Annotated in this window: 17 protein-coding genes; 5 read left to right on the forward strand and 12 right to left on the reverse strand. The window is 68.7% G+C overall.

Annotated features, from left to right (window positions below):
- Positions 1 to 43 precede the first annotated feature (43 nt).
- From addA to KK7_RS0101880, 10 genes are all read right to left on the reverse strand, one after another.
- Positions 44 to 3,445, reverse strand: coding sequence for a double-strand break repair helicase AddA (addA, locus tag KK7_RS0101835; protein WP_010542942.1), 3,402 nt, complete (start codon positions 3,443 to 3,445; stop codon positions 44 to 46).
- A gap of 105 nt (positions 3,446 to 3,550) precedes the next feature.
- Positions 3,551 to 6,493, reverse strand: coding sequence for a double-strand break repair protein AddB (gene addB, locus KK7_RS0101840; protein ID WP_010542943.1), 2,943 nt, complete (start codon positions 6,491 to 6,493; stop codon positions 3,551 to 3,553).
- Positions 6,490 to 6,735: a hypothetical protein gene (locus KK7_RS0101845; protein WP_138983903.1), complete on the reverse strand. Its 246-nt coding sequence runs from the start codon at positions 6,733 to 6,735 to the stop codon at positions 6,490 to 6,492. The genes addB and KK7_RS0101845 overlap by 4 nt, the downstream gene beginning before the upstream one ends.
- Before the next feature lie 104 nt (positions 6,736 to 6,839).
- Positions 6,840 to 7,592: a nucleotidyltransferase family protein gene (locus tag KK7_RS0101850; RefSeq protein WP_010542945.1), complete on the reverse strand. Its 753-nt coding sequence runs from the start codon at positions 7,590 to 7,592 to the stop codon at positions 6,840 to 6,842.
- Complete coding sequence (locus KK7_RS0101855; protein ID WP_010542946.1) at positions 7,589 to 8,560, reverse strand: aminoglycoside phosphotransferase family protein; 972 nt, start codon at positions 8,558 to 8,560, stop codon at positions 7,589 to 7,591. Before KK7_RS0101855 ends, KK7_RS0101850 begins: the two co-directional genes overlap by 4 nt.
- Complete coding sequence (gene tsaE / locus KK7_RS0101860) at positions 8,557 to 9,000, reverse strand: tRNA (adenosine(37)-N6)-threonylcarbamoyltransferase complex ATPase subunit type 1 TsaE (protein WP_010542947.1); 444 nt, start codon at positions 8,998 to 9,000, stop codon at positions 8,557 to 8,559. The genes KK7_RS0101855 and tsaE overlap by 4 nt, the downstream gene beginning before the upstream one ends.
- Positions 9,001 to 9,011: 11 nt before the next feature.
- On the reverse strand, positions 9,012 to 11,351 hold the full coding sequence (locus tag KK7_RS0101865) for a sensor histidine kinase (protein ID WP_010542948.1): 2,340 nt from the start codon (positions 11,349 to 11,351) through the stop codon (positions 9,012 to 9,014).
- A gap of 109 nt (positions 11,352 to 11,460) precedes the next feature.
- Positions 11,461 to 14,505: a TonB-dependent receptor domain-containing protein gene (locus KK7_RS0101870; protein ID WP_010542949.1), complete on the reverse strand. Its 3,045-nt coding sequence runs from the start codon at positions 14,503 to 14,505 to the stop codon at positions 11,461 to 11,463.
- A gap of 277 nt (positions 14,506 to 14,782) precedes the next feature.
- Entirely contained in the window at positions 14,783 to 16,201 is a 1,419-nt protein-coding gene (gene ahcY, locus KK7_RS0101875; RefSeq protein WP_193377984.1) for an adenosylhomocysteinase, read from the reverse strand.
- Between the two features lie 119 nt (positions 16,202 to 16,320).
- Positions 16,321 to 16,881: a YqgE/AlgH family protein gene (locus KK7_RS0101880; RefSeq protein ID WP_029622642.1), complete on the reverse strand. Its 561-nt coding sequence runs from the start codon at positions 16,879 to 16,881 to the stop codon at positions 16,321 to 16,323.
- Positions 16,882 to 16,995: 114 nt separating this feature from the next.
- On the opposite strand from KK7_RS0101880, the gene KK7_RS0101885 reads away from it, so the two are divergent.
- Both KK7_RS0101885 and KK7_RS0101890 read left to right on the forward strand, forming a co-directional pair.
- A complete protein-coding gene (locus KK7_RS0101885) occupies positions 16,996 to 17,478 on the forward strand; it encodes a peroxiredoxin (protein ID WP_010542952.1) in 483 nt (160 codons plus the stop codon).
- A gap of 79 nt (positions 17,479 to 17,557) precedes the next feature.
- Positions 17,558 to 18,994, forward strand: a complete 1,437-nt coding sequence (locus KK7_RS0101890; protein WP_010542953.1) for an AMP nucleosidase — start codon at positions 17,558 to 17,560, stop codon at positions 18,992 to 18,994.
- A 235-nt stretch (positions 18,995 to 19,229) separates the two neighbouring features.
- Here the strand turns inward: KK7_RS0101890 and KK7_RS0101895 are convergent, their stop codons facing one another.
- Complete coding sequence (locus tag KK7_RS0101895; RefSeq protein WP_010542954.1) at positions 19,230 to 19,748, reverse strand: GNAT family N-acetyltransferase; 519 nt, start codon at positions 19,746 to 19,748, stop codon at positions 19,230 to 19,232.
- Between the two features lie 77 nt (positions 19,749 to 19,825).
- Positions 19,826 to 20,995: a GGDEF domain-containing protein gene (locus KK7_RS19935; protein WP_010542955.1), complete on the reverse strand. Its 1,170-nt coding sequence runs from the start codon at positions 20,993 to 20,995 to the stop codon at positions 19,826 to 19,828.
- A gap of 279 nt (positions 20,996 to 21,274) precedes the next feature.
- Between KK7_RS19935 and rimO the strand changes: the two genes are divergently transcribed.
- From rimO to KK7_RS0101915, 3 genes are read left to right on the forward strand one after another with little or no spacing between them, the layout of a single operon-like run.
- The gene (gene rimO / locus KK7_RS0101905) at positions 21,275 to 22,606 is read left to right on the forward strand and encodes a 30S ribosomal protein S12 methylthiotransferase RimO (protein WP_010542956.1); all 1,332 of its coding nucleotides are present in this window, start codon (positions 21,275 to 21,277) and stop codon (positions 22,604 to 22,606) included.
- 60 nt (positions 22,607 to 22,666) lie between these two features.
- Positions 22,667 to 24,067, forward strand: coding sequence for a serine hydrolase domain-containing protein (locus KK7_RS0101910; RefSeq protein ID WP_010542957.1), 1,401 nt, complete (start codon positions 22,667 to 22,669; stop codon positions 24,065 to 24,067).
- Entirely contained in the window at positions 24,064 to 24,696 is a 633-nt protein-coding gene (locus KK7_RS0101915; RefSeq protein WP_010542958.1) for a hypothetical protein, read from the forward strand. The genes KK7_RS0101910 and KK7_RS0101915 overlap by 4 nt, the downstream gene beginning before the upstream one ends.
- Positions 24,697 to 24,731: the final 35 nt, after the last annotated feature.

Consider the following 24,731-nt stretch of genomic DNA (forward strand, 5'->3'; position numbering starts at 1 on the left):
ATGCCGGCCCCGCCGCTCAAGCGCGGCGGGCCAAACTTTGCTGCTAGGCCCCGTAGCCCGGCTTGTGCGCGTCGAGAAGATCCTCCGGCAGGACAAAGAGGGAAGGCCCCGCCGAATAGAGCAGCGCCGCCTCCACCGCGCGATCCGGAAAGATCACCCGCAGCGCCGCGACATAGGCCGACATCTGCCGCAAATGATAGGGCGGCACGTCGCCCAGCGAGGCCGGCGCCCGCCGCCCGGTCTTGAAGTCGACGACCCGAACGCGATCGGGCAGCACCACCAGCCGGTCGACGGTGCCGGAGACGACGACCCCGTCCGCCACCACCGCGGCGATCGGCGCCTCGCCCAGCGCGTCGGGGCCGAACAGCTCGGCGAAGCGCGGGTCTTCGGTGACCGCCAAGGCGGCGTCGATCAGCGCGGCCCGTTCGGCCGGATCGGCGATGGCGCACGCCCCCGCCAGCCAGCGATCCGCCGAGGTCCGCCGCGCCTCGGGCGCAACGCCGGGCAGGCGCTCGAACAGCGCGTGGAGCAACCGCCCGCGCTCGGCGGCGGCGCGCAGCGCCGGCCCCGGCGGCGGATCGGACACCCGATCCTCGCCCAGCGACGAGGGGGCGAGCGGTCGCGGGGGCCGCGCCTCTTCGGGCGCGCGCACATGGAGCCAGCCGGGCACGGCCGGCGCGGGTGCCGCCGCGCGCGAGGCGTGCGCCGCCACCGGGCGGACCGGGGCCTGCGGCACCACGCCGTGAAAGTCACGCACGCCCGCCTCGTCCTCGGCCACGCCCAGCGCATCGAGCGCGGCGGCGCTGGCGGCATACCAGCTCGCCCTGGGCGGCTCGCCCCTGGCCTGGGGGCCGAGCGCGCCGGCGATCACCAGCCGCTCCTCCGCGCGGGTCGCCGCGACGTAGAACAGCCGCCAATGCTCCTGCAGCTCGCGGGCATCGGCCTCGGCCAATGCCTCGGCCAGCGCGCCGCCGCGCTCGGCGCTGCGCGGACGGAAGATCGGGAATTTCTCCTCGCCCTCCGGCGCCCATTTGAGGAAGCTGCGCGGGCTGCGCGTCGGGTCCACCGTCGCATCCGCCAGGATCACCAGCGGCGCCTGCAGGCCCTTGGAGCCGTGCGCCGTCATCACCCGCACCGCCGGCTGCGGCTGCGCCGCATCGCGCACGATCTCGACATCGCCGCGATCGAACCAGTCGAGGAAACGCTGGAGCGACGGCGTCGCCCGCGTCTCGAAGGTAAGGGCTGCGTTGAGCAGTTCCTCGATCGGATCGCGCGCCTCCTCGCCCAAGCGCAGCAGCAGCTTGCGCCGCCCCTGCATTGGGCCCGACAGGATCTCCTCCAGGAAGCGATAGGGCGTGGCGAGGTCGGCACGGCGCAGCAGATCGTAAAGCGGCGCCAGCCGCTCGGCCGGCTGGGTCTCGCGCAGGTGGCGCCACAGCCCGCCGCGCTGACGCACCGCCGCGGCCATCAGCTCCTCCTGGGTCCAGCCGATCAGCGGCGAGACCAGCAGCGACGCCAGCGACAGATCGTCCTCGGGCTGCAGCGCGAAGCGGATCGCCGCCAGCAGGTCCTGCACCGCCAGCGGCGCGTTGAGCCGCAGCCGGTCGACGCCGGCCACCGGGACCCCCTCGGCATAGAGCCGTGCGACGATCAGCGAGGCGAGCTCGCCGCGCCGCTTGACCAGCACCATCACGTCGCCGGGCGCGAGCATCCGCCCCTTGGCGGAAAGCGGCAGCGTGCCGATCCAGCCCTTGATCGCCCGCGCGATGCGGGCGGCGAGCGCCCGGGTGGCGTCGCCGATCCATTCCTCCTCGTCGGCGTCGCTGCCGCCTTCGATCACCGGCGGCCACAGCGTCACCGTGCCGGGGCCGGGCACTTCGCTGGCGTGCGGCTCGCTGTCGCTCATCGGCCCCATGCCGGGTGCCGGCAGCAGGCCGAGCGCGGTATCGACGAACTCCAGCACCGGCCGGGTCGAACGGAAGCTGTGGGTGAGCGAGAGCGACTCCAGTGCGCGCACCTCGGCCTCATAGCCGGGGCGGAAATTGGCCAGCCGCTTGAACCGCTCGAACGCCGCCTGGAAGAAGATCGGATCGGTGCCCTGAAAGCCGAAGATCGCCTGCTTGTAGTCGCCCACGGTGAACAGCGTGCGCAGCCGCTCGCCGCGCGCGCCCTCGCCCGCGAAAAACTCGTCGGCCATCGCCGAGACGATCGCCCATTGCCGCGGATTGGTATCCTGCGCCTCGTCGATCAGGACGTGCTCGGTCACCTGATCGAGCTTGTAGCGCACCCATTCGCCCATGCCGGGCTCGCGCAGCAGCGCGATGGTGCGGCCGATCAGGTCGTCGAAATCCACCGCGCCCAGCCGGCGCTTGGCGGCGGCATAGGCGCGGGCATACTCGCGGCCCGCTTCCAGCCCGCGCGCGAGCAGATCGGCATAGGCGGCGCGAACCCGCATCGCGAGCAGGTCGGCACAGCGGCCGTGCAGCCGCATCGCCGCCTCGGCATAGTCGGGATCCTGCGGCGCCTGCCCCTTGGCGAAGCTGCGCGGATCGCCCTTGGCGGTCGCCCAGACGAGGTGGAGATCGGCCAGCGTCTCGGCCCGCGCCTCGGGCGAGCGTGCCAGCCAGGCGGCGATCACGTCGGCGCGCTCTAGGCCGCGCGCGGTGCCCCAGGCAGCATTGGCGGAAGCGATATTGCGTAGCGTTCGCAAATCGAAATCGTCATCGCCACAGCTTATTGCGAGTGATTCTCGAATATCCCCGGCGGGCAAGTCGAATGCCCGTCGCAGCCAGGGCTGGATGCCGCTGGGCAGCGCCTCCAGCGCGTCGCCAGCCCGCGCACATTCCTGCAGAAAGCCTTCCGCCCCGCCCTCGCCCAGCCGCAAGGAGAGCGCGCCGATCGCCTCGATCACGCCCTCGCGGCCTTCGCGTCGCGCATCGACCAGCATCTCGGCCAGCGTCTCGCGGGCGAGCACCGCCTCCTCGCGCGCCTCCAGCGGACGGAAGCCGGGGACCAGCCCGGCCTCGATCGGGAAGGCGGCGAGCAGCGACTGGCAGAAGCTGTGGATCGTCTGGATGCGGATGCCGCCGCCGGGGGCATCGAGCACCTTGGCGAACAGCGTGCGCGCGGCCGCCCGGCTCTCGGGCCCGATGCTCTCGCCCAGCGCCTCCAGATCGGCGACCAGTTCGGCATCGTCCGCCCGCACCCAATGCGCAAGCCGGCCGGTGATCCGCTCGGACATCTCGGCCGCGCCGGCCTTGGTGAAGGTGAGGCAAAGGATCGCGGACGGGTCGGTGCCGGCGAGCAGCAGCCGCCACACGCGCGCGGCGAGCACCTGCGTCTTGCCGGTGCCGGCCGAGGCGGACAGCCAGATATGCCGCGTGGGATCGCTGGCGCGCTTCTGGTTGCCCTTCAGCGGGTGGAGCTTGGCGGGGCTGCGGCTCATGGGCGGGTTCCCCCAACCCGCACCCCTGCGAAAGCAGGGGCCCAGGAGTCGCTAGGGAGTCCGTCGTGGCCCTGGGCTCCTGCTTTCGCAGGAGTACGAAAAAGCTCAATCACGCCCATACCATTCGTCGCGTCGCATCAACTGGTCATATTCCGCATAGGGGGCATATTCGGGCACCAGCTTGGCGGTGAACGGGCGATCCCCGGTCAGCCACTCGCCGGCCGCCGTCGTGAAATGCTCGGCGGCGATCGAGACGAAGTCCTCGGCCGGCACCGGCTCGCGCTTCTTCGGATCGACCGGCGAGTCGACGAAGCCGAAGCCGCCGCTCTTCGGATTGCGCGCCATCGACCAATATTCGAACGCCCGCGCCGCACCCTCGATGCCCTTGAAGCCCCCGCGCTCGGCGATTAGCCCCAGCAGTCCCAGCTGCAGGCTGAACCCCGCCTTCACCGCGCGGGTGCTCGGCGGCTGGCCGGTCTTGTAGTCGACGATCGCCAGCGCGCCCTCGTCCAGCCGGTCGACCCGGTCGAACTTGCCGCGCAGCGTGACGCCGGCAAAGTCGATCGAACCGTCCTGCTCCACCGCCAGCACCGTACGGCCCCGGGCCCCCTGTTCGGCGAGCTCGCCGGCGATCCAGTCGATCGCCTCGATCAGCCGCGGCTGCCACAGCGCGCGGATCAGCGGGTGGGTGCGGGTGTCGGCCAGCATCGCCTCGGCGCGCACGCGCAGCAGATCGGGGCGGCAGTCATCCTCCTCGAACCATTTCTGGAGCACGTCATGGACCGCGGTGCCGCGCCACGCGGCACTGGGATCGGCATCGACGGGATCGAGCGGCAGCAGCCGCAGCATCCGCCGGGCGTAAAAGGCATAGGGGTCCGCCTTCAGCCGGTCGACTTCGGTAACGGAGATGACCCTGGGCCGGTCCTTCGCGGGCGGCGCGGGCTCCGGGCGGGCGACCGGCGCGAAGGCCCCCGGCGCGTCGATCGCGGCCATCCAGCCGGCGAGATCGTCCGCCCGCTCCAGGCCGCCCGACAGCGCCTCCAGCCGCATCCAGAAGCGCGAGGCGATGGTGGGCGCGCTCGCATCGCGGCGCGCGCGGGTGAGCAGTACTTGCTTGGCCCCCAGCCCGATCGCCAGATCATGGGCGGAGACGCCGATCCGCCGCTCGAGCCCCGGCAGCCCCAGCTCGGCGCGGATGCGCGGTGCCAGCCACGGGTCGGGCGCGGGCAGGCCCGGCCAGACGCCCTCGTTGAGACCGCCCAGGATCATCAGGTCGGCGCTGTGCAGCCGCGCCTCGATCAGGCCGAGGATCGCGAGCCGCGGATGCCCGCCCTGCGGCGGCCGCACCGCCACCTCGTCCATCAGCGTGCGGAGCATCGGCGCAAGGCTGTCGGGCTCGGCGAGCGCCGGGCCGTGCGCGGCCTCGCGCTCGAGATCGTCGAGCAGCAGCGCGGCGGCACGGCCGTCCTCGCGGCTCCACAGCATGTCGCCACCCAGCGCCTGCGCCGCTTCGCGCAGTGCCGCGACGAGTCGCGCCAAAGGCTGCGGTCCACCCGCGAACACGTTCTCCAGCGGCGCGAGCAGCGTCCGCGCCGCCTCCCACCACCCGGCAGCGGTGCGCCGCAGCGCCCCGTCCCGCCCGCCCTGGTCCGCGAGATGGCCGTCGACCCCGGCCAGCCCCGGCGCCGGCCGCGGGCCCCGCAGCGCGAGATCCAGCGCCCGCGCGCCGTCCAGCCATGCCGCGCGATCGTTCGGCCGTACGAGCGGGTGCTTGAGCAGCGTCAGCAGCGGCATCGGCGCGAAGGCCTGGGCTGCGGCATCTGCGAGCGCGAGCAGCAGCGTGCCCGGCGGGGTCAGCGACAGCGGCTGGCCCGCCGAATCATCGACCGCGATCCCCCAGCGCGCGCAATGCGCCGCCACGCGCCGGGCGAGCGCGCGATCGGGCGTGACCAGCGCGGCAGTGCGCGCCGGCGTCTCCAGCGCCTCGCGCAGCGCCAGCGCGATCGCCTGCGCCTCTTCGGCCGGCGTCGCCAGTTCGAGCGCACGAACGCCGTCCAGCCGCCGCTCGCCGGCAGGCAGGCGGGTCCAGTGGTGGGTGAGATCGGGCGGCTGCATCGCCGAGGCGATCGCCTTGCTGCGCGCCGGCGGCGCGTCGAGCTCGCTGGCGACGCGCCATTGCTGGAACTCGCCGCGGCCCACGCCCATCCGGTCGAGCAGCAGCTTCAGGTGGAATTGCGGATGCGTCTCCAGGTTGCGCCGCCGCCGGCCGGTGACGGGATCGGGCTTGTGCGGCCCGAGCGCGCCCCATTCCTCGTCCCCCATCGCGGTGGCGAGGCCGGGCAGCACGACCATCCCCTCGGGCAACCCCGCGACCACGCGCAGCAGCCGTGCGATCGCCGGCGCCGCCGTGGTGATGCCCGCCGCGCAGACGAACCCGCCCGGCGCCGCCGCCTTCCAGCGGGCCGATACCCGATCGAGCAGGCGCCGCCGCCGCTCGGGCAGGTCGACGCGGCCCAGCCCGGCCAGTTCGGCGGGCCAGCGGGTGAGCACGATCTCGAACAGCGCGAGCGAGCGCTCCCAATGCGCCGAAAGCTCGGGCGCCAGCTCCAGGTTGCGCAGCCGCTGCGGCGCGACTTCCTCGACCAGCAGCTGGTCGAGCGTGGTGCCCAGGTCGCCCGCCAGTCGCACCGCCTCGGCCGCGTCGAGCCGCGCGTCGTGCGCCTGGAGCAGCCGGGCCAGGATCATCCGCCGCTGGAGCGGATCGACGGCCGGCGGCACCGGCTCGGCATCGTCCACCGTCTCGAACACCGCCTCGTCCAGCTCGGGATCACCGATCGCGACCAGCCGGGGGAGCAGCAGCCCGCCACCGCTCTCGCGCACGAACGCATCCTGCATCGCCCGCTTGGCGCGGTTGTTGGGCAGCAGCACCACACCGCGCGCCAGCCGCAGGGGATCGCCGCCGAAGCGGCGGATCAGCCCGATCGCCAGCGCATCGGCAAAGGCGCGATGCGGCGGGATGGTGTAGACGTGGAGGGCGTTCGTGGTCATCGCGCGTATGCCAGGAAGGAACTTGCCGCAAAGGCCGGTTGCGATACGTGAACGAACCAGTCGCCGCGAAATCCCGGTAGCGTCGCCAGTCGCGCTTGCAGGACAGTCCAACCCCGCATCTCTTCATGGAAGAGCCATTGCCGAGTGCCCCCGTCGATTTCGCAGCAGACGAGGTCGGTCGTCAGTTCGTCACGCTTGAAGAACGTGACCCGCTCCACCGCTGACCAGTCGATAGCTGCCACGTCCGGCTCACTTCTTCGCATCATGTCGGACTGCCAGCGTCCCCCGGGGACCGCAAGTGCGGCGGGTACGCCCCCGCTTATGCTCGCGTGAAAAACGGGGTTGATCAGAGCTCCGCTAGCGCCAGCTCGGTCTCGCGGATGGCCTTGGGCGAGCCGACGTCGAACCACAGCCCCTGATGCACCGCGCCCCACAGCCGGCCTTCTTCCATCGCCCGGTTCCAGAACAGGTTGGTCGAGAACGGCCCTTCCGGCCAGTCGCGGATCACACGGGGCGAGAGGATTTGCACGCCAGTATAGACGAACGGCGCCAGCCGGCCCGGCTTGCGCCGCTCGGTGATGCGCCCGAAGGCATCGAGGCGGAAGTCGCCCTGGCCGCGATGGCAGGCGGCGCGCGCCTGCGGGACGAGCAGCAGCAGCGCGTCCATCCTGGCGTCGTCCCACTGTGCCGAGAGCAAGCGGATCGCATCGCTGGGGCCGTCGACCCAGAGATTGTCGCTGTTGACGCACAGGAAGGGCGCATCGCCCAGCATCTCCCGCGCCTGCACCAGCCCGCCGCCGGTCTCCAGCAACTGGCGGCGCTCGTCCGAGATCAGCAGTTCCATGCCCTTCACCCGCGCGCGCAGATGCGCCTCGAGCTGGTCGGCGAGATAATGGACGTTGACCACCGCGCGCTCGACGCCCGCGGCGCCCAGCCGATCGAAGACATGGTCGATCAGCGGCTTGCCGGCCACGTCGATCAGCGGCTTGGGGCGGGTGACGGTGAGCGGGCGCATCCGCTTGCCGAGCCCCGCCGCCATCACCATCGCGGTCTTGGGCACGGGTGCCGCCGGCTGCGGGCGCAGCGAATAGATCGTCATGCCGCCACCTGCATCGGGTCGCCGCGCTTCTCCGCGGGCACGTTGGCGGCGAACCAGTCGGCCACCGGCTTCAGCGCCGGATGGGCCAGGTCGCGCTCCAGATAGCGCCATACTCGCGGGCAGAGCGACGGGTAGCGCGGCTTGCCGTCGCGCTTCCACAGCCGGGTGAAGATGCCGATAATCTTGGCGTTCCGCTGCGCGCCGAGCACGTGATAGGCGATGTCGAACGCCGCGCCCGCGCCGGTCGCCGCACGATAGCGCGCCAGCATCGCCGCCTCGGTCGCCTCGGGCACGTCCCGCCGCGCATCCTGCAGTAGCGAGACGAGGTCATAGGCGGGATGGCCGGCAAGTGCGTCCTGAAAGTCCAGCAGTCCCAAGCCCTCGCCACCCTCGATCAGCATCAGATTCTCGGCGTGGTAGTCGCGCAGAACCGTGACGGGGCGATGACCATCGGCGAGCGGCGCCAGCACGGCGTCCCAGGCATCGCGATAGCCGGCGAGATCAGTTTCCAGCCCCACCGCCGGGCAATACCATTCGACGAACAGCGCCACCTCGCGCTGATAGACGGCGAGGTCATAGGGCGCCTCGACCGCTGCTTCCACTTGGTGCAGCCGCACCAGCAGGTCCACGGCGGCGCCGTACAGGCCCTGCTCGCGCGTGGGCTCGGCATCGACGGTCTCGCGCAAGCGCATGTCGCCGAAATCCTCGAGCAGCACCAGACCCTGCGCCAGATCCTCGTGCAGGATCGCGGGCGCGGCAAAGCCGTTGCGGGTCAGCCAGCGCGCGACCGCGAGGAAGGGGCGCGGATCCTCGTGCGGCGGCGGCGCGTCCATCAGGATCGCGCTGCGGCCGCCGTCCACCACGCGGAAATAGCGGCGGAACGAGGCATCGCCCGCGACGGGCAGGATGTCTGCCCCGTCCCAACCGGCGGAGGCGAGAAAGGCGGGCGCCGCAAGCGGCGGAGTCATGTCAACGGCCATCGGGCTTCCCATGCCGAGGGCACGCGCGCTGTCAAGCGACGGGTGCCGTCGGCCGCGACGTCCAGCGTCAGCCACAAGGCGTCGTGCCAATAGTCCTCGCCCAGCCGCTCGGGCCATTCGACCAGCAGCAGCGAATCGATCCGCGCATCGTCGAGCCCCAGTTCCTCGGCCTCGTCCGGATCCTCGATCCGGTAGAGGTCGACGTGGAGCACCGGCAGCCGCACCTCGGGCGGATCATAGGGCTGGACGATGGCGAAGCTCGGCGACGGCGCCTCGCCCTCCAGCCCCAGCGCCGCGAGCAGCCCCCGCGCGATGCTGGTCTTGCCCGCGCCGAGCGGGCCGGACAGCGCGATCACGTCGCCGGGGCCGACCAGCGCCGCCAGTCGTTCGCCCAGCGCCAGCGCCTCCTCCAGCGAGGCGAGCGTCATGCCTTCTCCGGTCATCCGCGCGGAAACTCCACCGTGACGAGCGTCCCCTGCCCCGGCTCGGAGATCAGCTCGATCCGCCCGCCATGCGCCTCGACGAACTGCTTGGCCAGCGGCAGGCCCAGGCCCAATGCCCGATCGCCCCCGCGCGAGGTGCCGACCTGCGCGAAGCGATCGAAGGCCCGCGCCACCGCCTCCGGCGCCATGCCCGGCCCGTCGTCGCTCACGATCACCCGCGCCACCCGCGCATTGCCGTCGAGGTGGAGCAGCACGCGGCCCCCCTCCGGGGTATGCGACACGGCATGGCGCAGCAGGTGCTCCACCGTCTGGCGGATGCGACGGGCATCGCCCTGCACCACGCCCGCCGTACCTGCATCCTCGATCACCAGCTCGATTGCCTTGCCCTTGGCGAGCGGCGCGATCACGTCTGCCGCACTGGTCGCCGCCAGCTCGACATCGACCGTCTCGCGCTCGATCGGCTGGCCCTCGCTCTGGGTGAGGTCGAGCACGTCGTCGATCAGCCCGCCCAGCCGATCGACCGACATCAGGATGGCTTCGACATATTCCTTGCCGTCGGCGCTCAGCTTGCCGGCGAACCCGCCCTGCAGCATCTCGCCAAAGCCCTTGATCGAGGTCAGCGGCGTGCGCAGCTCGTAGCTCATATTGGCGACGAAGGCGGTGCGGACGCGGTCCGCCGCCTCAAGCGCCTCGTTGCGGTCGCGCAGCGCGCGCTCGACCCGCTGGCGATCGGTGGTGTCGAGCATCGTCACCAGCGCGTTGCCGTCGGGCAGCGGCACCGCGGCGATATCGAAATGCCGGCCATTGGCGAAGGTGATGCTCGATCCGCGCTGCTGGCGGTCCTTCGCCGCCAGGCGGATCAGGTCGCCGATGATCTCGGCCCGGGCCGGATTGACCAGCTTGCCGCCCGCCGTCTTGACCAAGGTGCCGATCTGCGGGTGGCCGTCGAGAAAGCCGTCCTCGAAACCCCAGACCTGGCGGAACTTGCGGTTCCACAGCTGCAGCCGGCCCTTTCCGAACACCGCGACCGCCTCGGCCAGGCTGTCGAGCGTGGCGGTGCGCACCTGCTGCATCTCGCCATGCTCGCGTTGCAGCTCGAACTGCTGGGTCTGGTCCTCGAAGATCAGCAGCAGCCCGCCTTCGGGCAGCGGCTGCGCGACGACGCGCAGATGGGTGGTGCCGATGCTCCAGCTTTCCTCCACCGCTTCGGGCGCGGTGAACCACTCGCGCCGCTCCGCCTTCCAGTGCGGAAAGTCGCGCACGTCGGGCAGCTTGCGCGCCTCGCGCATCCGCTCCAGCACGCGATCGAATTCGGGGCGATCGGCCAGCCACTCGTTCTTCATCGCAAACAGGCGGCGGAAGGGCTGGTTGCAGAAGACCAGGCTGCGGTCCGAGCCGAACTGCGCGACGCCGGCGGACATCCGGTCGAGCATCGCCCGCTGCGCTTCGGCAAAGCGCTTCAGCCCGCCGCGCGCGCGTTCCAGCTCCTCGATATCCACCGCGAAGCCGGCGATGCCGCCCGTCGGCAGCGGCACGTCGTGCAGGCGGAGCATCCGGCGCGCGCCGGCGATGGTCGCGGGCATCGCCGCCGATTGCGGCTCCTGCGTGTCGCGCGCGATCGCGGCATTGGCGAGCGGACCGCCCAGCCCGGCGCCGTCGACCAGTTCCAGCCCGCGCGCCACGACGTCCTCGGCATCGCGCCCTTCCACCGCGCGGACATAGGCGGTGTTGACCATCAGCAGCCGCAGGTCGGGCCCGCGATACCACATCGGCATCGGCGCCGCCTCGATCAGCGCGGTCAGCGCGTCGAAGGCCGCGCGCAGCCGATCCGCCTCACGCTCCAGCGCGCCGACTTCGGCCTGGCTGTCGGTCGCGTCCAGCACCCAGAGCAGCACGCTGCCCGGCGTCTCGACCGCTTCCGAGGCGCGCTCGCCCAGCACCAACAGCATCCGCTCGGAGCCGCGCACCGGCAGCGACAGCCGAAAGGACTGGCCGGCCCGCTGTGCCGCCTCCACCTGCTCGGAGAGCAGCGCGACGTCCTCGGCCTCGAGCCCGGCATCCTTCTGCGACAGCCGCGAGAGGGACTCGACCGGACCGTCCAGCCCCAGCCAGGCGGCAAGCCGCGGCGACATCTCGATCCGGCCGTCGGCGCGGACCACCATCGGCAACGCGGGCGAGGTCCGCGAAAAGCGCAGCAGCCGGCGGTTCTGCTCATAGGCGGTGCGCGCCGCCGCGCGCGCGGCCAGCCCGGCATAGAGCGCCCACACCGCGGCGATCAGCACAAAGGCCAGCACCGCGCCCGCGATCGCCGCGCTGCTCTGCGAAAGAACGATCACAGGAGGGGGAGCCGACTGACCATCCTCCATCCCTTATGCGAAACAGGGCGCAGACGAAAAGGGGCCCGGCATCCGCCAAGCCCCTTCCCGATCGATTTTGGATAAACGATCAGAACTTCACGCTGGCCGCGATCCGCGCATAGCGGCCGAGGATGCCCGAGAAGTAGGTGGTCGTGCCGCCACCGGCTGGGGCCGGATAGGGCGGGCTGACGTCGAACACGTTGTCGACGATCAGCTTCAGGCCGAACTGCTGGTTCACCCGCACGCCCAGCGTCGCGTTGATCATCCACCAGTCCTTCACGCCGGCGATGTTCCGGGTGTTCGGCGCCTCGTCGAGGTCATAGGCGCCCTTGCCGGTGTACTGGGCCTGCACCAGGGCGTTGAAGTGATCGCTCTCGTAGGTGAAGTTCGCCGTGCCCGAGTGGCGCGGATAGCCGATCTCGCCCGCCTGGTGGTTGATGTCACCCACGCCGACGCGCGTCTCCAGCTTGTCCCGGTAGAAATAGTTTACCGAGAGGCCGGCCACGCCGCCGTTCGACACGCCCAGGCGCGACAGCGGCAGGCGATAGGCCGCCGTCACCGTCAGGCCCGACGTCTCGTAGGACGAGGCGTTGTAATAGCCCTCGCGGATCGTGGTGATCTGCCCCGTCGCGTCGCGGGTGACGAGCCCGCAGAAGCTGTTCGGGTAGCTGGCCGAATCGTAGCAGGCGTTGAGGATGTCGTCGCCGCCGAGCGAGACGATCGCCTGCTTCAGCTTGATGTCGACCCAGTCGACCGCGATCGTCAGGCTCTTGGCGAAGCGCGGCTGGATGATCGCGCCGGCCGTCCAGCTGTCCGCCACCTCGTTGCGCAGCCCCGGATTGCCCGAGACCGTCACCGGCACGGTGAAGTTGCTGTAGTTCGACACGAAGTTTGGCGAGTCGATGCCCGCAGCGCGGCAGTTGGCCTGGCGCACGGCCGGATTCGGGCCGCTCTGGTAGTTGTTGAGGTCGCACGGATCGGCGCCGCTGTCGAAGGCGCGCGAGGTCGGGTTGAACGCCTCGGTGATCGCCGGCGAGCGGATCGAACGGGTGTAGTTGCCGCGGAAGGTCAGGTCCGAGATGAAGCCGAGGCGGCCTCCCGCGGTCCATGCCCAGTCGCCGCCCGACAGCGAGTTGTCGACATAGCGCGCGGCGCCGTCGAACTCGACCGTCTTCAGCCAGCTGATGCCGTTCTTCGAGGTGACGAACGGGATGACGAGCTCGCCAAAGCCTTCGTTGGTGTGGAAGCGGCCGCTCAGCGGGTCGATCGGGATGCTGCGGCCATATTGGGTGCGCGTGCCGTCGCCATTGTCCTGGCCATAGTAGAAGCTGCCGGGATCGAACGAAGTCTTCTCGCGGCGATGCTCATAGCCCGCCGAGATGCTGACGTCGTTGCCGAACAGCGTCGCGATCGCGCCGGTGACGTTGGCGTTGAACACCAGCTGCTCGTTGGTCGAGACCGGACGGGCGATGGCGAAGATATAGTCCTTCGCCGCCTGGCTGGCCTGGCCGATGCCCAGCACGTTCAGCGGCGCGCAGGTCTTGCTGATCGTGTCGGCGGTGGAGTTCACCACGCCCGGGCGGCAGGTGATGTTGCCGTTGGCGTCGCGCACGGCGTCGAGCGCGTTGAAGAAGTTCTGGTTGTCCAGCTCGAAATTGCGGCCCTTGGTCTGCGAACGGCCGTAGTTGACCGAGGCTTCCCAGTCGAAGCTGCGGCCACCCACGCCGAAGTCGCCGGCCAGCCCGCCGACGAAGCGATAGGTCTGGATGCGCGCTTCGGCGCGGCCCGTCGTCAGGTCGCTCAGCGCACGGCCGACATAGAACTGGTTCTGGCCCGCAGGCAGATTGGCGGCGATCGTCGCGCGATCGGCGCTGCTCAGATAGGGATTGTCGAGCGAGATGATCAGGTTGCCGTCCGGCGTGCCGGCGGCGTCGAACAGGCCGGTATTGTAGTTCGGCTGGTCGATCAGGTTCACGCCCTTGGTATGGGTGTACCAGCCTTCGCCGAAGAAGCGGACATGGTCGGTGAACTCATAGTTCAGCTGCGCGCTGGCGATATAGCGCTCGGAGCTGGTCAGCAGGTTGCTCTGCGCCGGCAGGTCGAAGCCGTTGCCGCCGCTGCTGATATAGCCCTGACGCAGCACGTTGCCGAGATCAAGCGGCACCAGCGTGCCGTTGGATCCGAACTGCAGCAGCTGGCCGGCCGCATTGCGGATGCCCGAGCGGCTGGCGAGGAAATCGTCGTCGCTGAACGGCACGCCGCCGGCGGTGAACGCCGAATAGCGCTGCTGCGGGTAGAGCAGGCGACGGAACTGCGAATTGGCCGACGCCGGGGGCGTACCGAAGAAATTGCCCTGCGCGGTGACCGCGCGGTCGCTGGCGACGAGGCCGGTGGTGTGGTTGTACTCGCCCGACACCACGATGTTGCCGCGACCCTCGGCGAAGTTCTTGCCGGCGAGCACGTTCAGGCGGGCTTCCGGCGCATCACCACGCTCGGAAATGCCGTACTGGCCGCCGAATTCGAGGCCCTGATAATCCTTCTTCAGGATGATGTTGACCGTACCCGCGATCGCGTCCGAGCCGTAGATCGGCGCGCCGCCCACGGCGACGGTCTCGATCCGCTGGACCAGCGTGGTCGGGATGTTGTTCAGGTCGACCTGGGTACCCGGGCTTACGGGTCCGAAGATGCTGGCGGTGTTCGACGAGACGAAGCGACGGCCGTTGACCAGCACCAGCGTGCGCTGCGTACCGAGGCCGAAGAAGTCGACGAAGGTCTGCGACGGGCCGAACGACGACTGGGCGCCGACCGAGCTGTTGCCCGGAGGGCCGAATGCCGGGATTTCCTTCAGCGCCTGGCCGACATTGGTATAGCCGCGCGATTCGATCTGGGCAGCGCCGACGACCTGGGTCGGCTGCACCGTGTCGAACTCGGGACGCGCGATGCGCGAACCGGTGACGACGATCTCGTTGGACTCCTGCGCGGGTGCCTGGGCCTGGGCAGCGGTGTCGTCCTGGCCGGCGGCAGGCGCGCTGGTCTGGGCGAACGCCGGCGTGGCGAGCTGGGCAAAGGCGAGAGCAGCGGCGGAAGCGGTGATACGCAGGCCGAAACGCCGGCCGGAAACATCGAAACGCATGTACGAACCCCTTATCTGTACGCTTTGGTACGGTCCTGCCCCGATCGAACGCATTGAAGCATCTGGGATTTTGCCGGTTTTGCTGGACCGTTTCCGAAAACGCACAAATCACCGCCCGGGGCGCACGGTTCGACACAAATGATACAGTTTCTCCACGACCGTTGCCCTGGCGCAACACACCCGGGGTCGCGGGTGTGGTGCTGGAGACATCGCTGGAACAAAAAGGCCGCCCCCTTGCGGGGACGGCCTTGCTTCGCGCTACGATGTCCGCTGCGGATCAGTAGCGATAATGATCCGGCTTGAACGGGCCTTCCGGCTTCACGCCGATATAGGCCGCCTGCTTCTCGCTGAGCTTCGACAGCTGGACGCCCAGCTTTTCGAGGTGCAGCGCCGCGACCTTCTCGTCGAGGTGCTTCGGCAGGACGTAGACTTCGTTTTTGTAGTGCTCGCCGCGGGTCCACAGCTCGATCTGCGCCAGCGTCTGGTTGGTGAAGCTGGCCGACATCACGAAGCTGGGGTGGCCGGTGGCGCAGCCCAGATTCACCAGGCGGCCCTTGGCGAGGATGATGATCTGCTTGCCGTCCGGGAACTCGACCAGGTCGGTGCCGGGCTTCACTTCGGTCCACTTGTAGTTCGACAGCGCGGCGATCTGGATCTCGCTGTCGAAGTGGCCGATGTTGCACACGATCGACATCGGCTTCATCGCCTTCATGTGATCGGCGGTGATCACGTCGGCGTTGCCGGTCGCGGTCACGAAGATGTCGGCGCGCTTCACGGCCTCGTCCATCGTGACGACCTCGAAGCCTTCCATCGCCGCCTGCAGTGCGCAGATCGGATCGATTTCGGTGACCATCACGCGGGCGCCGCCGTTGCGCAAGCTCTGGGCCGAGCCCTTGCCCACGTCACCGAAGCCGGCGACGCACGCAACCTTGCCGGCGAGCATCACGTCGGTGGCGCGACGGATAGCGTCGACCAGCGATTCCTTGCAGCCATAGAGGTTGTCGAACTTCGACTTGGTGACGCTGTCGTTGACGTTGATCGCCGGGAACGGCAGCTCGCCCTTCTTGGCGATCTCGTACAGGCGGTGCACGCCGGTGGTGGTCTCTTCCGAGACGCCCTTCAGGTTCTGCACGGTCTTGGTGAGGTAGCCCGGATACTTGGCGACGAACGCCTTCAGCGCGCGCTGGAACTCGACTTCCTCGTCATTCTCCGGCTCGCCCAGCGTCGCGCCGGCTTCGAGCTTGGCGCCCCACAGCGCGAACATGGTCGCGTCGCCGCCGTCATCGAGGATGATGTTGGCGGTGGTGCCGTCACCGTCGGCGCCCCAGTTGAAGATGTCGCCGACATAATCCCAATATTCGGCCAGGCTCTCGCCCTTCACCGCGAACACCGGCACGCCGGTCGCGGCGATCGCGGCGGCGGCATGGTCCTGCGTCGAGAAGATGTTGCAGGTCGCCCAGCGGACCTGCGCGCCCAGCGCGGTCAGCGTCTCGATCAGCACCGCGGTCTGGATCGTCATGTGCAGCGAACCGGTGATCCGCGCGCCCTTCAGCGGCTGCGACGGGCCGAATTCCTTGCGGAGCGCCATCAGACCGGGCATTTCGGTCTCGGCGATCTCGATCTCCTTACGGCCGAAATCGGCGAGCGCGATGTCCTTGATGACATAGTCGTTGGTAGCCACGGGCTGCTTCTCCAGTTCAAGCAAAATGCAGGCGCACCGGGAGTCCTCCCGGCCGCATGAACGCGCCCCTAGCCGCTTCGGATCAGGGGCGCAATGTTAATATAAAGATATCTTTATATGCCGCCCGGGCAGATTCAAGCGGTCCCGGTACTATTTGAAAGCAGCCGCGGATCGATGCCCGCGCCGACGAACCCTTCGGCCCAGCGCGCGTACACGTCGGTGTCGTAGAGCAGGCCGATATCGGCGGACGTGTTGAACCAGCCATGGCGGGTCAGCTCTTCTTCCAGCTGCCCTTCCCCCCAGCCGGCATAGCCCAGTGCGACCAGCCATTGGCTCGGCCCCCGCCCCTCTGCGATGGCACGCAGCACGTCGATCGTGCCGGAGAGCTGCCAGCGCCCCGCAACATCGATCGTGTCCTGCCCGCTCCAGTCGGCGGAATGGAGCACGAAGCCACGCCGCGGCTCCACCGGGCCACCGAAATGCACCGGCACGTTGGGGACGTCGCCGGGATCGATCTCGAACTGTTCGAGCAGGTCGTGCAGCCCGAGCCCGTCGATCGTCGCACCGATGCCGATGCCCAGCGCGCCGTCGCTGTCGTGCGCGCACATCGCGATGACCGCGCGCTCGAAACGCGGGTCGCCGATTCCCGGCATGGCCAGCAGGAACTGGCCGGTCAGTGAAGGCGCCGAATCCATGATCCCCACCATATCGTTTGCACTCCTTACGAGCCACGCTTGAATTTGTTTCGCGGGATGCGATGGAGGCCCGGCGGCCATGCGGCCGCAGGATTCGCACAAGGAGAGAGCAGCATGACGATCCAGACCGGCGATCGCATCCCCGACGCCACGCTCGTCAAGGTCACCGCCGAGGGCCCGGACCAGATCGACGCCCCCGCCTATTTCGCCGGCCGCAAGGTCGCGCTGTTCTCGGTGCCGGGCGCGTTCACGCCCACCTGCTCGGCCAAGCACCTGCCGGGCTTTGTCGAGAAGGCGGACGAGATCAAGGCCAAGGGCGTCGACGAGATCGCCTGCACCGCGGTCAACGACTTCTTCGTGATGAAGGCCTGGGGCGATGCCAATGGCGTTGCCGACAAGGTGACGATGCTCGCCGACGGCAATGGCGGCTTCGCCGAAGCACTCGGCCTGACGCTGGACGGTTCCGCCTTCGGCCTGGGCACGCGCGGCCAGCGTTTCGCGATGATCGTCAATGACGGCGTCGTCGAGCAGCTGTTCGTCGAGGCGCCGGGCGCGTTCGAGGTCAGCTCGGCCGACTATATGCTGAGCAAGCTCTGATCCGGGTGCCCCCGCCCGGCGCGGGGGCATTTCGTTTCGCCGACTTGCCAGAGTCATCTTCCGCGCTTAGCGATGGAAGATGACTCAAGCCTCCGATATCGTCGCCGATCTGGATCGGCTCTATCGCGCCTCGGTCGAACGACTGCAGCAGGCGCTGAACCGCTACATCACCGATGGCACCACGCCGGATCCCGAGACACGGACCGACGGCAGCTTTGCCTATCCGGAACTGCGCGTTACCTATCGCGGCGGCATCAACCGCCCGATCCCGCGCCGCTCGTTCGGGCGACTGGTGGAAGCGGGCGATTACCGCATCACCGTCACCCGCCCGGCGATGTTCGCCGACTATCTCACCGAGCAGCTCACGTTCCTGATCGAGGATTATGACGTCGAGGTGCATGCGGTCACCGGACGGCAGGAAATCCCCTTCCCCTATGTGCTCGATCCCAACACGATCCTGAGCCTGGACGATATATCCGCGACCGAGCTCGGCCGCCATTTCCCGGCGACCGAGCTGTCGCACATCGGCGACGAGATCGCCGACGGCATCTGGCTGAGCCAGGACGAGACGCGGCCGCTGGCGCTGTTCGATGCGCTGCGCACCGATTTCTCGCTGGCGCGGCTGAAGCACTATACCGGCACGCCGGTCGAGCATTTCCAGCAATACATCCTGTTCACCAACTATCACCGCTATGTCGATGAATTCGTCCGCTGGGCCTGCGCGCAGCTGGGGCCGGACAGCCGCTTCACCGGCGTGTCGGGCGCCGGCGGGATCGTGATCGAGGATGCGGCGGACGCCGATCGACTGGTCAGCGACGGCGCATGGCGGCGGCACCAGATGCCGGCCTATCACCTGATGGCCGAGGGCCGCACCGGCATCACCCTGGTCAATATCGGCGTCGGCCCGTCCAACGCCAAGACGATCACCGATCACCTCGCGGTCATCCGCCCCGAAGCATGGCTGATGATCGGCCATTGCGGCGGGCTGCGCCCCAGCCAGCGGATCGGCGACTATGTCCTCGCCCACGCCTACTTACGCGACGACCATATCATGGACGACGTGCTCCCGCCGGAAATCCCCATTCCCGCCATCGCCGAGGTCCAGCAGGCGCTGGCGCGGGCGGCGGAGACGGTCTCCGGCCAGTCGGGCGACGAGCTCAAGCAGCGGCTACGCACCGGCACGATCGTCACCACCGACGATCGCAACTGGGAGCTGCGCTATTCGCAGTCGGCGCTGCGCTTCTCGCTGAGCCGCGCGGTGGGCGTCGACATGGAATCGGCGACGCTGGCGGCGCAGGGCTATCGCTTCCGCGTGCCCTACGGCACCCTGCTCTGCGTGTCGGACAAGCCGCTGCACGGCGAGCTCAAGCTGCCCGGCCAGGCCAACCGCTTCTACGAGCGGGCGATCGCCGAGCATCTCAAGATCGGCATCGAAGCCTGCGAGGAGCTCCGCCGCGAGGGCGCCAAGCTCCACAGCCGGAAATTGCGCGCGTTCAACGAACCGCCGTTCCGGTGATGTCGGGCCAGTCCTCTCCCCTTGGGGGGGGGGCAGGGCTATCACATTTGAAACGAAGGGATGGCGGCGTCCCAAAAACGATCGTCATCCCGGCGAAAGCCGGGATCCATTGGCGCTGAAATTACGGTTCTTTCCCCCAGCGCACAGGGCAATGGATCCCGGCTTCCGCCGGGATGACACTGTCCCTTGGGCATACGCGATACCCCTGCCCGCAGGGGTGGAAGGGTAAAGTGGTTCAGAACACCACTTCGAGCAGCACCACGCTCGGATCGCCCTCGACCTCGCGCGCGACGAATCCCATCTCGCGCTCCAGCTCGATCGCCAGGTGGTTCTCGCGGCTCTCGATCGACTGCAGCCGCTGCACGCCGCGCGCCTTGGCCTCGGCAGTGATGTAGTTGAGCAGGCTCCAGCCTACCCCCTGGCCCTTGCGGTCCGCGCGGATCGAGATCGCAACCTCGGCCGTCTCCATCGCATCGTCGCACGCCAGCATCGCCGAGCCGACCAGCTGACCGCCCTCGGCGGTGAAGGCGAGATAGCTCTCGGTCTGCTGGTGATCGACGTCGATCAGCGCCGCCGCCTGGTGCGGCTGGAGATGCGGGCTGGCGGTGAAGAAGCGGAAGCGGCGATCCTCGTTCGAGACATGGTCGAAAAAGTCCTTGAGCAGCGCCTCGTCATCCGGGCGCACGGTGCGCACGTCGATGACGAGCCCGGAACGGGTCGGCAGCTGGACGGGCTCGGCGGTGGTCGCGGTCATGACGGTATCTCCCGGGGAATGCTGGTGACGCGATAAACCTATCGGGAACGCGCTCGTATCCGTAAAGGCCGCAGGCTTCAGGCCGGCGCGACGGCGGCGCCGCCGTCCGCGCCTTGCGAGGCGGTGATCGCCACCGAGACGACGCGATTTCGGCCGCCTTGCTTCGCCGCATACAGCGCGCGGTCAGCCTCGTTGACCAGGCGCTGCCATGCACCGCTTCCGTCCCGCGTCTCCGCATGGCCCACACTGATCGTGCAGCGGAGAACCGCGCCGCCCTCCACCGCGATCTGCAGGCCCGCCACCGCAGCGCGCAGCCGCTCCGCAAGCGCCAACGCCGCACCGGGATGCGCCGGCAATACCAGGAATTCCTCCCCGCCGATCCGCCCTACCAGATCACCATCGGAGGCCGCCCCGGCCAGGGCGCGTGCCACTGCCGCCAGCACCGCGTCACCCGCCGCATGCCCCCAGCCATCATTGACCTTCTTGAAGTGATCGACATCGATTATCAGCAGCGCCATCGCCCGATGCTGACGCGCCGCCTGGGTCAGCCGCGCCTGCCCCTGCTCCCAGACGACGCGCCGATTGGCGAGCCCGGTGAGGGTATCGCGCGAGGCGTAGCGCAGCAGCTCGGCATCGAGCTGCCGGGCGAGCATCCACAGGAAACAGGGGGTGATCGCGCAGGTCAGGACGAGTCTGGTGGTGAGTCCGAACGCCGTCGTGGGATCGAACGTGACTTCGGCAGCGGGGTTGAACAGCCACCACGCTATCCGGCTCAGCAGCATCAGTGCCCAGACGCCGTGGATGGCAGCGGCCAGCCGCGCGACCGGCCGCCGGGACGGATCATTGCACTGCCACAGCGCCAACGCCGCCGCCACGGTCAGGATTCCCCGCGCCGCGCACCCCAGCCCCACCATCACCCGCATATTCTCGAAATGCGAAAGGACATAGCCGGCCTCGATCAGCGCCAGCAGCGCCGCCGGGAGCAGCACCCACAGCTCGGAACGCGGACGCTTGAGGTAGAGGACAATCGCGACGAAGTTCAGGGCGGCACCGACATCGATCAGGAGATTGCCGAAAAGAGGCATGCCGGGCGGCTCGATGTCGAAGGCTGGCAGCATCAATACCGCGAACCCGACCGCAAAGCTGAGATAGGCGATGCACCAGCACAACAAGCTGCGCGGCGGCACGAGGCGCGGCTGGATCCAATAGGCAAAAAGAAAGGCGAAGCTGGAAAGAAACGATAGCAAAGCGTTGATGAAAATCAGTGTTCCGCCGTGCAAGAGTATTCCAATCAACTGCATTATCAATGACATCCATACGCCACGCCGTCACGCTTTAGCGCGCACATATGGAAACGGAATTAAGCAGGCGAGCTGATTCAACGTTGCGAAAAGCAACCGATGAAGTTTACAACTCCGGAACATCGCGGGTGATTTCCGGAAGACACCAAATTCGGCGTCGTTCTGCGACGGGACAGCGCCGGCGCTGGTAATTCGGGCCGGCGCCCCCTATGTGCGCGACCAATCATGGCAACGCGACTCCCCGAAGCCCCCAAGGTGGGCATGGTGTCGCTCGGCTGTCCCAAGAATCTGGTCGACTCCGAGCGTATCCTCACAAAGCTCCGTTCGGACGGCTATGCGCTGTCGCCGGACTATGCCGGCGCGGACGTCGTGCTGGTGAATACCTGCGGCTTCCTCGACAGCGCCAAGGAAGAATCGCTCGAGGCGATCGGCGAGGCGATCGCCGAGAACGGCCGGGTGATCGTCACCGGCTGCATGGGCAAGGAAGCCGAGGTCATCCGCGCCCGCTTCCCCAACGTGCTCGCGGTCACCGGCGCGCATCAATATGAGGAAGTCGTCGGCGCGGTGCACGAGGCGGCGCCGATGCCGCCCTCGCCCTTCGTCAACCTGGTGCCGGACAGCGGGCTGAAGCTCACGCCCCGCCACTACAGCTATCTGAAGATCTCGGAAGGCTGCAACCATCGCTGCAGCTTCTGCATCATCCCGTCGCTGCGCGGCGACCTGGTCAGCCGCCGCCCCGACGCGATCCTGCGCGAGGCGGAGAAGCTGGTCGCGGCCGGCACCAAGGAACTGCTGGTCATCAGCCAGGACACCTCGGCCTACGGCATCGACATCCGCAAGGAGCCGCGCGCCTGGAAGGGCCGCGAGGTGGTGCCGCACATGACCGACCTCGCCCGCGAGCTCGGCCAGATCGCGCCCTGGGTGCGGCTGCACTATGTCTACCCCTATCCGCATGTGGATCAGGTGATCCCGCTGATGGCGGAGGGGCTGGTGCTCCCCTATCTCGACATTCCGTTCCAGCACGCCGCGCCCAACGTGCTGCGCGCGATGAAGCGCCCGGCGAACGAGGCCAAGGTGCTGGAGCGGCTGCGCGGCTGGCGCGCAATCGCCCCGGACATCACGATCCGCTCGACCTTCGTCGTCGGCTTCCCCGGCGAAACCGAGGAGGATTTCCAGTATCTCCTCGACTGGCTCGACGAAGCCCAGCTCGACCGCGTCGGCGCGTTCCGCTTCGAGCCGGTCGAAGGCGCTTCGGCGAACGATCTCCCCGGCGCGGTGCCGGACGAGGTCAAGGAAGAGCGCTACGCCCGGATCATGGAAAAGACCGCCGCGATCAGCGCGGCCAAGCTCCAGGCCAAGGTCGGCCGGCAGCTCCAGGTGATCATCGACGCGGTCGACGAGGAAGGCGGCGCCACCGGCCGCAGCCAGGCCGACGCGCCGGAGATCGATGGCGAAGTCTTCCTGCGTGACGCCGGGCATCTCGAACAGGGCGATATCGTGCCGGTCCTGATCGAGGACGCGGACGAGCACGATCTCTACGGCGTGCCCATGGGCTGATCGCCGTTGGCAGGGTGCGCAGGCAGCGCTAAGCCTCCGGGATCCTTTCCCGGAGGCCCGATGTTCCGTTCCGCTTTTGCCGCCACCCTGCTGGTCGCCACGCCGGCCGCCGCACAGCAGCTCACCCCCGACCAGACCGCCAAGGTCGATGCCATCGTTGCCGAGGCGCTGAAGAGCAGCGGCGTGCCCTCTGCCTCGATCGCGATCGTGCGCGACGGCAAGATCGTTTTCACCAAGGCCTATGGCGACCAGGGGCCCGGTATCGCCAAGGGCCCGGACGTCAACGCGAAATACCAGATTGCCTCGGTCTCCAAGCAGTTCACTGCCGCCGCGCTGCTGCTGCTCGAGGACGAAGGCAAGCTGAGCCTCGACGACAAGGTGTCGAAATGGGTGCCGGACGTGACCGACGCCGACAAGATCACCCTCCGCCAGTTGCTCAGCCACACCGCAGGCCTGCAGGACTATTGGCCGCAGGATTACAGCTTCAAGGCGATGGAGACGGCGGTGACGCCGCAGCAGATCGTCGATCGCTGGGCGAAGAAGCCGCTCGATTTCGCCCCCGGCACCGCCTGGCAATATTCGAACACCGGCTATGTCGTCGCCGGCATGATCATCGAGAAGGCCTCCGGCAGGAAGCTGCTCGACTATCTGGAGACCAGGATCTTCAAGCCGCTGGGCATGAAGGCGATCGACCAGGACAAGGCGATCGGCAAGGGCTTTCCGCAAGGCACGCACCGCTACGCACTCGGGCCCGTCCGGCCGGCAAAGCCTGCCGCCGATGGCTGGCTGTGGGCGGCCGGCGAACTGGCGATGAGCGCCACCGATCTCGCCAAGTGGGACGTCGCGCGGATCGACCGCAAGATCCTCGCGCCCGAGGACTGGGCAACCCAAGAAACCGAGGTGAAGCTGATCGACGGCGCACCCACCCGGTACGGGCTGGGCGTCTCGCTCGGCGAGCATGGCGGCAAGAAGGAAGTTTCGCACGGCGGCGAGGCGGTCGGCTTCCTGTCGAGCAACGTCGTCATCCCGGAAGAGCGGTTCGCCGTGGTGTCGCTGGTCAACGCGGACTTCGGCGGCGCGCACGACGCCATCGCGCAGGGCATCACCGATCTGCTGCTGCCGGTCGCCACGCCCGCAGCCGCGCCGACGCTCGACCAGCAGCGCGACGCCCTCGCCCGCAGGCTGTTCGACCAGCTCCGCGCAGGCACGCCCGACCGCAGCCTGATGACCGAAGATGCCAATTACTTCTTCGACGCGACCGTCCTGGGCGACTACAGCGCCAGCCTCACCGCGCTGGGCGAGCCGCTTGCCTTCGCCCCCATCGGCAAGGCGCGGCTGCGCGGCGGCTTCGTCAATCGCAACTATCTGATCCGCTACAAGGATCGCAATCTGGTCGCGGTGACCTATGCCGAGCCCGGCGCCGAGGGCAAGTTCGAGCAGTTCCTGGTGATGCCGCGATGAGCAGCGCCGAGCAGCAGGAAAAGGCCAAGGCCGCGCGCCGCCGCTGGATCACCTTCGGCGAGATCGTCGGCGTCATCGCGGTCGGCATTTCGGGCCTGACGCTGTGGAACAACTGGAACGATCGCCGCGAGACCAAGGCGGAGCAGGCTGCCACGGCCTCGCGCGCCGCCACCAAGGCGAGCCGGCTGGTGCTGGTCGCGGGCGAGACGGGCAAGCACGAACTCGCGCTCAAGACCGCCTCGGCCGACCAGACCGTGCAGAGCCAGACCATCCTGTTCCCGCCCGCGCTCCAGCTCTCACCCGCCGAAACCACGGGCGAACCGCGCATCGATGCCGGCTGGTTCGAACACGCGCTGATCCGCGTCCGCAACGACGCGCATCTGCCGGATGCGAGCCGGGGCGACGAGCGGCTGCCGGTGGTGATCGTCACCCGTTTCCTGGCGGACGGCGAGCCGCACGAGGATGTGGCGATGTACGATCTCGGCTACAGCATCATCGGCAAGTTCCTCAGCGGTCACAGCCTCACCCTGCGCGGCCTCTCTTTGGTAGCACATGTGAAGCGGGACCAGGCGGGGGCGAAACTCGATGCGCGGTGGAAGAAGCTGCTGTCCGGCGCGGGGGCGTCCTGACGACGCTTCCCAAAAATCCATGGCGTCACGGCTAG

Source organism: Sphingomonas elodea ATCC 31461 (assembly GCF_000226955.1).
Taxonomy (GTDB): Bacteria; Pseudomonadota; Alphaproteobacteria; order Sphingomonadales; family Sphingomonadaceae; genus Sphingomonas; species Sphingomonas elodea.